General features: G+C 70.2%; 7 protein-coding genes. 5 read left to right on the plus strand and 2 right to left on the minus strand.

Annotated features, from left to right (window positions below; translation table 11 throughout):
• Positions 1 to 74 precede the first annotated feature (74 nt).
• Positions 75 to 1,571, minus strand: a complete 1,497-nt coding sequence (locus tag ABT085_RS41000) for an oligopeptide:H+ symporter (RefSeq protein WP_351620539.1) — start codon at positions 1,569 to 1,571, stop codon at positions 75 to 77.
• A 560-nt stretch (positions 1,572 to 2,131) separates the two neighbouring features.
• On the opposite strand from ABT085_RS41000, the gene ABT085_RS41005 reads away from it, so the two are divergent.
• Both ABT085_RS41005 and ABT085_RS41010 read left to right on the plus strand, forming a co-directional pair.
• On the plus strand, positions 2,132 to 2,809 hold the full coding sequence (locus ABT085_RS41005) for a response regulator transcription factor (RefSeq protein ID WP_064533465.1): 678 nt from the start codon (positions 2,132 to 2,134) through the stop codon (positions 2,807 to 2,809).
• Positions 2,810 to 2,856: 47 nt separating this feature from the next.
• Positions 2,857 to 4,131 (plus strand): sensor histidine kinase, encoded by a 1,275-nt coding sequence (locus ABT085_RS41010; protein ID WP_351620542.1) that lies wholly within the window; start codon positions 2,857 to 2,859, stop codon positions 4,129 to 4,131.
• A 48-nt stretch (positions 4,132 to 4,179) separates the two neighbouring features.
• Here ABT085_RS41010 and ABT085_RS41015 read toward each other — a convergent pair whose 3' ends face one another.
• Positions 4,180 to 4,680 carry a GtrA family protein gene (locus ABT085_RS41015; protein ID WP_351620545.1) on the minus strand — a complete coding sequence of 167 codons (501 nt, stop codon included), beginning with the start codon at positions 4,678 to 4,680 and terminating at the stop codon, positions 4,180 to 4,182.
• 197 nt (positions 4,681 to 4,877) lie between these two features.
• On the opposite strand from ABT085_RS41015, the gene ABT085_RS41020 reads away from it, so the two are divergent.
• From ABT085_RS41020 to ABT085_RS41030, 3 genes are read left to right on the plus strand one after another with little or no spacing between them, the layout of a single operon-like run.
• Entirely contained in the window at positions 4,878 to 6,017 is a 1,140-nt protein-coding gene (locus ABT085_RS41020; RefSeq protein ID WP_351620548.1) for a 5-(carboxyamino)imidazole ribonucleotide synthase, read from the plus strand.
• Entirely contained in the window at positions 6,014 to 6,535 is a 522-nt protein-coding gene (gene purE / locus ABT085_RS41025; RefSeq protein WP_351620551.1) for a 5-(carboxyamino)imidazole ribonucleotide mutase, read from the plus strand. Before ABT085_RS41020 ends, purE begins: the two co-directional genes overlap by 4 nt.
• Before the next feature lie 8 nt (positions 6,536 to 6,543).
• Positions 6,544 to 7,722: a dipeptidase gene (locus ABT085_RS41030; RefSeq protein ID WP_351620554.1), complete on the plus strand. Its 1,179-nt coding sequence runs from the start codon at positions 6,544 to 6,546 to the stop codon at positions 7,720 to 7,722.
• Positions 7,723 to 7,831 lie beyond the last annotated feature (109 nt).

Raw genomic sequence — 7,831 nt, forward strand, 5'->3', positions numbered from 1 at the left:
GTGGGGTTACGGGGGCCCTCTCGTGGATCAGCCCCGGCCGGACGCCGGTGGGCGTCGGCGGCCTCGGGGGGACGTCAGTGGACGTCGCCCATGAGCTCCTTGACCTTCTTGCGGTACATCCACACCGCGGCACCGGCGGCCACGGCGAGCACGGCCTGGAAGGCCACGATGCCCGTCTTGTTGAGGTCGACACCGGCGATGGAGAGCAGACCGGTGGTGGCGTCACCGGCGGTGACGGCCAGGAACCAGACACCCATCATCTGGGAGGCGTACTTCGCGGGCGCCATCTTCGTGGTGACGGAGAGGCCGACCGGGGAGAGCGTCAGCTCACCGACGGTCTGGACGAAGTAGATCGCCACCAGCCACATAGCGGCCGCCTTGTGACCGCCGTCGGCGATCGCCAGCGGGGCGAGGAACAGGAAGAACGACGCGCCGATCAGGACCAGGCCCATGGCGAACTTCGTCGCGGTGCTCGGCTCCTTGCCGCGCCGGGAGAGCGCCAGCCAGGCCCAGGCGAAGACCGGGGCCAGCGCCATGATCATGACCGGGTTGACCGACTGGTACCAGGAGACCGGGAAGTCCCAGCCGAAGATGGTGTTCTTCGCCGAGGAGTCGGCGAACAGGGACACCGTGGAGCCGCCCTGGTCGTAGATCATCCAGAACACGGCCGCGGCGACGAAGAACCAGATGTACGCGGACATCTTCGACTGGTCGGCGCGGTCGAGGTCCTTGTCCCGCTTGATCCGGGCGATGACCAGGACGGGGATGAGCAGACCGGCGATGGTGATCGGGACCAGCAGCCAGTTCAGCGTGTAGTGGCCGGTGACGACGACGACCGAGTAGAAGACGGCCGCGACGACCGCCCACAGGGCCGACTTGCGCAGCGTGGCCGACTTCTCCGCGGGGGACAGCGGCGTGGGGACGACGCTCGACTGGGCGTCGAGGTGGCGGGAGCCCAGCAGGTACTGGGCAAGACCCAGCGCCATGCCGAGCGCGGCGAGCGCGAAGCCCAGGTGCCAGTTGACGTTCTCACCGACGGTGCCGATGACCAGCGGCGCGGCGAACGCGCCGAGGTTGATGCCGATGTAGAAGAGGGTGAAGCCACCGTCACGACGCGCGTCGTCCGCACCCTTGTAGAGGTGGCCGACCATCGTCGAGATGTTGGACTTCAGCAGACCGGAGCCGATCGCGACCAGGCCGAGGCCCGCGAAGAAGGTGCCGGACGAGGGCAGGGCCAGGGTGAGGTGGCCCAGCATGATGATGACGCCGGCGACGGCGACGGTCTTGCGGGGGCCGAGGACCCGGTCCGCGAACCAGCCGCCGGGGAGGGCGAGCAGGTACACGAGGGAGAGGTACACCGAGTAGATGGCCGTGGCGGTGGCCGCGCTCATGTGCAGGCCCCCCGGTGCCACCAGGTACAGCGGGAGCAGGGCCTTCATGCCGTAGTAGGAGAAACGCTCCCACATCTCGGTCATGAAGAGAGTGGCCAGTCCGCGGGGGTGGCCGAAGAAGGTCTTCTCGGAGCCGGGGGTGCCCGGACGGACCGAATCCTTCGTCAGGCTGGACGCCATTGGTCGTTCCTTGCTGCTCGGGACGCGCGCGCTGCTGGAGCGTCGCGGCGCCCGGTGGGGGGCGGCCGGCACCGGCGGTCCTGTCACGTCCACCCCACGCCCACAGGGGGTCCGCTCCGGATCACGAAGCGGTGGACGACGACCACCGGGATCCACGCCTCTACGCGCGTCAATGCGCTGAGAGGCCCGGCCACAGGTCATTCCTACTCGAGGCTGGCGTGACCAGCCCGCACATGAAAGAGACCTTCAGCGTCACACTTCGCCAAAGGTCCCCGCTGTGCTAGAGGCGTTGATTCACCATACGTCAGGACAGTGCCTGATATGGAAGGAGTTGAGACGGGGATCACAGGCGATCATGGAACTGTTTTCGTTCATTCGAAGGCCGACGTGCCGATCCAAGGATGACATCCTCCGTTCCTTGATCCGTAACAAGATCGCGGGCGCGTCCGGAGAAGTTCGCGAGGCGGCCGATCCCGGACCATGTCCGGCATGTCCCTCGGTAAGAAACCGCAAGGGCGATCACACCTCGGCGGCCGTCCGGGGCGGACTACCATCACCTCATGACCCGTGTACTGCTCGCCGAGGACGACGCGTCCATCTCGGAGCCGCTGGCCCGCGCCCTGCGCCGGGAAGGGTACGAGGTCGAGGTGCGTGAGGACGGCCCCACCGCGCTCGACGCAGGAATGCAGGGCGGCGTCGACCTGGTCGTGCTGGACCTGGGCCTGCCCGGAATGGACGGCCTGGAGGTGGCCCGCCGGCTGCGCGCCGAGGGCCACGCCGTGCCCATCCTCATCCTGACCGCGCGCGCCGACGAGGTGGACACCGTCGTCGGTCTCGACGCGGGCGCCGACGACTACGTCACCAAGCCCTTCCGGCTCGCCGAACTGCTCGCCCGCGTCCGCGCCCTGCTGCGGCGCGGCGCCGCCGAGCCCCAGCAGCCGCCCGCCACCCACGGTGTGCGCATCGACGTCGAGTCCCACCGCGCGTGGATGGGCGACGAGGAACTCCAGCTCACCGCCAAGGAGTTCGACCTGCTGCGGGTGCTGGTCCGCGACGCCGGCCGGGTCGTGACCCGCGACCAGCTGATGCGCGAGGTCTGGGACACCACCTGGTGGTCGTCGACCAAGACCCTCGACATGCACATCTCCTGGCTGCGCAAGAAGCTCGGCGACGACGCGGCCAACCCCCGCTACATCGCGACGGTACGGGGCGTCGGCTTCCGCTTCGAGAAGAGCTGAACCCGCGCCCGCCGGGTGACGCGTCCGTGTCCGCTAGGTAAGAGGTCATGCGCCGCCGACTGATCCAGTCCACGCTCGCCGTGGTGCTCGTCGTCATCGCCGTCTTCGGCGTGTCCCTGGTGCTCGTCGAGACCCGGACGATCAGCAACAGCGCCCAGGAACGAGTGGACTCCGAGGCCCTGCGGCTGGCCAGCATCGTGGACAGCCGGCTGCTCGGCGAGGAGACCGTCACCGCGGGGATACTGCGCGGCCAGGTGGCTCAGGAGCGCTACGCCCGCATCGTGATGCCCGGCCAACGGCCGATCGAGATCGGCACCAGGCCGGCCGGTGAGGTGATCCGCTCCACCGCCAAGGGCGAGGAGGGCGAGACGGTCACGGTCGAGGAGCCGCGCTCGTCCGTGACCCGGGAGGTCGGCCGCACCCTGCTGATCATCGGGGCGGTGGCGCTGCTGGCCGTGGTGGCCGCGGTCCTCCTCGCGGTCCGCCAGGCCAACCGCCTCGCCTCACCGCTCACCGACCTCGCGGAGACGGCCGAGCGCCTCGGTTCGGGCGACCCGCGCCCCCGGCACAAGCGGTACGGCGTCCCCGAGCTGGACCGGGTCGCCGACGTCCTCGACGCCTCCGCCGAGCGCATCGGCCGGATGCTCACCGCCGAGCGGCGCCTGGCCGCCGACGCCTCCCACCAGCTCCGTACGCCGCTGACCGCGCTCTCCATGCGGCTGGAGGAGATCACCCTCACCGATGACCCGGACATCGTGAAGGAGGAGGCGACCATCGCGCTGACGCAGGTGGAGCGGCTGACGGACGTGGTGGAGCGGCTGCTGACCAACGCCCGGGACCCCCGAACCGGCTCGGCGGTCTCCTTCGACCTCGACGAGGTCATCCAGCAGCAGCTGGCGGAGTGGCGTCCGGCGTACCGCGGGGTGGGCCGCGCCATCGTCAGCTCGGGCAAGCGCCATCTGCGGGCCGTGGGCACGCCCGGCGCGGTGGCCCAGGTGCTGGCGGCGCTGATCGAGAACTCGCTCATGCACGGCGGGGGCACGGTCGCCCTGCGCACCCGTGTCACCGGCAACCAGGCGGTCATCGAGGTGACGGACGAGGGACCGGGCGTCCCCGCCGATCTGGGGGCGCGGATCTTCGAGCGGACGATCAGCGGCCGCAACTCGACGGGCATCGGTCTCGCCGTGGCCCGCGACCTCGCGGAGGCGGACGGCGGCCGGCTGGAGATGCTCCAGGCGCAGCCGCCGGTCTTCGGCCTGTTCCTGTCGCGTACGCCGCTGAAGCGCACGCTCGTTGCGGAGGACGAGCCGACGGTCCGCTAGCGCCGCGGCACCAGGACCCCTCTGCCGGGTGTCCGCGTCGTTGCCGGGTCAGCTCACCCGCTGGGTCCGCGTCCTCTTCGACTCCGCCTTCAGCAGCGACTCCGCGTCCGCGACGGCCTCCCGTGCGGGCAGCGTCCGGAACACCCACGAGCGGTACGACCAGAACCGGAACAGCGTGGCTACGCCGATGCCGAGGAACTTGAAGATGTTGCTCTGGAGCGGGCTGTCCCAGCCGAACCAGTACGTCGCCGCGTACAGCACACCGTTCTCGATCACGAGACCGACCGCGCTGAACAGCAGGAAGAGGGTCAGCTCCCGGGTGCGGCCGGTGCGGTCGCGGTCCCGGTACGTGAAGTAGCGGAAGCCCAGGTAGTTGAAGATGATGGCGACGATCGTGGCGATGACACTGGCCCGCACGACGGGCAGGTCCGTCGCATGGCGCACCAGGTTGAACACACCCAGATTGACCAGAAGCCCCGCGCCGCCGACGGCGCCGAACTTCGCGACCTCGCGCACGAGTCGTCGCAGCCCCGAGGAACCGTGTTCCATGGCTGTGCGTGCCCCCGTCCGGGTCGGTTTACGTCAACCCAGCCATGCTAACCGGCCCCCTGCGGGCTTTCCTGTGGACGGGCCCACAGGCCGGGAACAGCTTGGAAAGAACCCGGAAAATGCCCGGTATGAGGCAGGAAAGCCGTCGGTAAGAGGCGTGGAACCGGTCGTTCGGGCGTGGCCGATACCCTAGGGGCGTGACGTTCCCGGTAGTCGGCATGGTCGGCGGTGGCCAGCTCGCTCGTATGACACACGAGGCAGGCATTCCGCTCGGCATCAGGTTCAAGCTCCTCAGTGACACCCCTCAGGATTCCGCGGCACAGGTCGTGAGCGACGTCGTCATCGGCGACTATCGCGACCTGGACACGCTGCGCGCGTTCGCCCGTGGGTGCGATGTGATCACCTTCGATCACGAACATGTGCCCACCGAGCACCTCAGGGCCCTGGAGGCGGACGGCATCCCCGTCCGTCCGGGCCCCGACGCGCTCGTGCACGCCCAGGACAAGGGCGTGATGCGGGCCAGACTCGACGCGATCGGTGTGCCGTGCCCGCGGCACCGCATCGTCTCCGACCCGCAGGACGTGGCCGCCTTCGCGGCCGAGGGCGACGGGTTCCCCGTCGTGCTCAAGACCGTCCGCGGCGGGTACGACGGCAAGGGCGTGTGGGTCGTGGACTCCGTCGAGGAGGCCGCCGACCCGTTCCGGGCCGGTGTCCCGGTCCTCGCGGAGGAGAAGGTCGACTTCGTACGGGAGCTGGCGGCGAACGTCGTGCGCTCCCCGCACGGCCAGGCGGTCGCCTACCCCGTGGTCGAGTCCCGCCAGGTGAACGGGGTCTGCGACACGGTCATCGCCCCCGCCCCCGACCTCGACCCCGCCGTGGGCCTGAAGGCCGAGGAGATGGCGCTGCGCATTGCCAAGGAACTCGGCGTCGTCGGCCACCTCGCCGTCGAGCTGTTCCAGACCCGGGACGGGCGGATACTCGTCAACGAACTCGCCATGCGCCCGCACAACTCGGGCCACTGGACGCAGGACGGCGCGATCACGTCGCAGTTCGCCAACCACGTCCGGGCCGTTCTCGACCTGCCCCTCGGCGACCCGCGTCCGCGCGCGCCGTGGACGGTCATGGTCAACGTCCTGGGCGGCGACTACCCGGACATGTACGCGGCGTACCTGCACTGCATGGCCCGCGACCCCCAGCTGAAGATCCACATGTACGGCAAGGACGTGAAGCAGGGCCGCAAGGTCGGTCACGTCAACACCTACGGCGACGACCTCGACGACGTGCTGGAGCGCGCCCGTCACGCAGCCGGCTACCTGAGAGGCACGATCACCGAATGAGCCCTGTCGTAGGCATCGTCATGGGGTCGGACTCCGACTGGCCCGTCATGGAGGCCGCCGCCCAGGCCCTCGACGAGTTCGAGATCGGCTACGAGGTCGACGTCGTCTCCGCGCACCGGATGCCGCGCGAGATGATCACGTACGGCGAGCAGGCCGCCGACCGGGGCATCAAGGTGATCATCGCGGGGGCCGGCGGCGCCGCCCACCTGCCCGGGATGCTCGCCTCGGTCACCCCGCTGCCGGTCATCGGCGTCCCGGTGCCGCTGAAGTACCTCGACGGCATGGACTCGCTGCTGTCGATCGTGCAGATGCCGGCCGGTGTGCCGGTCGCGACCGTCTCCGTCGCCGGCGCCCGCAACGCCGGTCTGCTCGCGGCCCGCATCCTCGCCACCCACGACGAGGAGCTCCTCACCCGGATGCGCGACTTCCAGCAGGAGCTGAACGACCAGGCCACCGAGAAGGGCAAGCGGCTGCGCGCCAAGGTCGAGGGCACGGCCGGCTTCGGTTTCGGGAAGTGAGCGCGCGGATGACGTCCCTCGAAGAGGCCCGCGCGCTGCTCGCCGAGTTCCCGGTCGTGGACGGTCACAACGACCTGCCCTGGGCCCTGCGCGAGCAGGTGCGCTACGACCTGGAAGCCCGCGACATCGCCGCCCGGCAGAGCGAACACCTGCACACCGACATCCCCCGCCTGCGCGAGGGCGGGGTCGGCGCGCAGTACTGGTCGGTGTACGTCCGTTCGGACCTGCCCGACGCGGTGCCCTCGACGCTGGAACAGATCGACTGCGTACGGCAGCTGCTCGACCGCCACCCGGCGGACCTGCGCCGGGCGCTGACGGCGGCCGACATGGAGAGCGCGCGCACCGAGGGCCGTATCGCCTCCCTCATGGGGGCGGAGGGCGGCCACTCGATCGCCAACTCCCTCGGCACCCTGCGCGGGCTGTACGACCTCGGCGTCCGCTATCTGACCCTCACCCACAACGACAACGTGGCCTGGGCGGACTCGGCGACCGACAAGCCGGCGGTCGGCGGTCTGTCGGTGTTCGGCCGCGAGGTGGTCCGGGAGATGAACCGCCTGGGCATGCTCGTCGACCTCTCCCATGTGGCGGCGACGACCATGCGCGACGCGCTGGACACCTCGTCCGCGCCGGTGATCTTCTCGCACTCCTCGGCCCGGGCCGTCTGCGACCACCCGCGCAACATCCCGGACGACGTGCTGGAGCGGCTGCCCGCCAACGGCGGCGTCGCGATGGTGACGTTCGTGCCGAAGTTCGTGCTCCAGGCGGCGGTGGACTGGACGGTCGCCGCCGACGCGAACATGCGGGCGCACGGCTTCCACCACCTCGACACCACGGCCGAGGCGATGCGGGTGCACCGCGCCTTCGAGGAGAGCAACCCGCGGCCGGTCGCCACGGTCGCGACGGTCGCCGACCACCTCGACCACATGCGCGAGGTCGCCGGGATCGACCACCTCGGCATCGGCGGCGACTATGACGGGACGGCGTTCACCCCCGACGGCCTGAACGACGTCTCCGGCTATCCCAACCTGATCGCCGAACTGCTCGACCGCGGCTGGTCCAGGTCCGACCTGGCCAAGCTGACCTGGCAGAACTCGGTGCGGGTGCTGGGCGCGGCCGAGGACGTGGCCCGCGACCTGCGGGCCACCCGCGCGCCGTCCAACGCGACGATCGAGTCGCTGGACGGCTGACCGGACGAGTCGTCCGACAGCTGACGGAAGGGAGCGGGGGGGGCGGGGCGGCCGGCCCCCCCCCCGGGGCCAGGCGGGTTCCCGACCCGGACGGGGGCGCGTAGGGAGA

The sequence above is a fragment of the Streptomyces sp. NPDC002265 genome (genome assembly GCF_040296125.1).
In the GTDB taxonomy this organism is placed as follows: Bacteria; Actinomycetota; Actinomycetes; order Streptomycetales; family Streptomycetaceae; genus Streptomyces.

Excerpts from the sequence above, each read along its gene's own strand:
- ABT085_RS41000 (WP_351620539.1), bottom strand. The coding sequence starts at position 1,571 with ATGGCGTCCAGCCTGACGAAGGATTCGGTCCGTCCGGGCACCCCCGGC.
- ABT085_RS41005 (WP_064533465.1), top strand. The coding sequence starts at position 2,132 with ATGACCCGTGTACTGCTCGCCGAGGACGACGCGTCCATCTCGGAGCCG.
- ABT085_RS41010 (WP_351620542.1), top strand. The coding sequence starts at position 2,857 with ATGCGCCGCCGACTGATCCAGTCCACGCTCGCCGTGGTGCTCGTCGTC.
- ABT085_RS41015 (WP_351620545.1), bottom strand. The coding sequence starts at position 4,680 with ATGGAACACGGTTCCTCGGGGCTGCGACGACTCGTGCGCGAGGTCGCG.
- purE (WP_351620551.1), top strand. The coding sequence starts at position 6,014 with ATGAGCCCTGTCGTAGGCATCGTCATGGGGTCGGACTCCGACTGGCCC.
- ABT085_RS41030 (WP_351620554.1), top strand. The coding sequence starts at position 6,544 with ATGACGTCCCTCGAAGAGGCCCGCGCGCTGCTCGCCGAGTTCCCGGTC.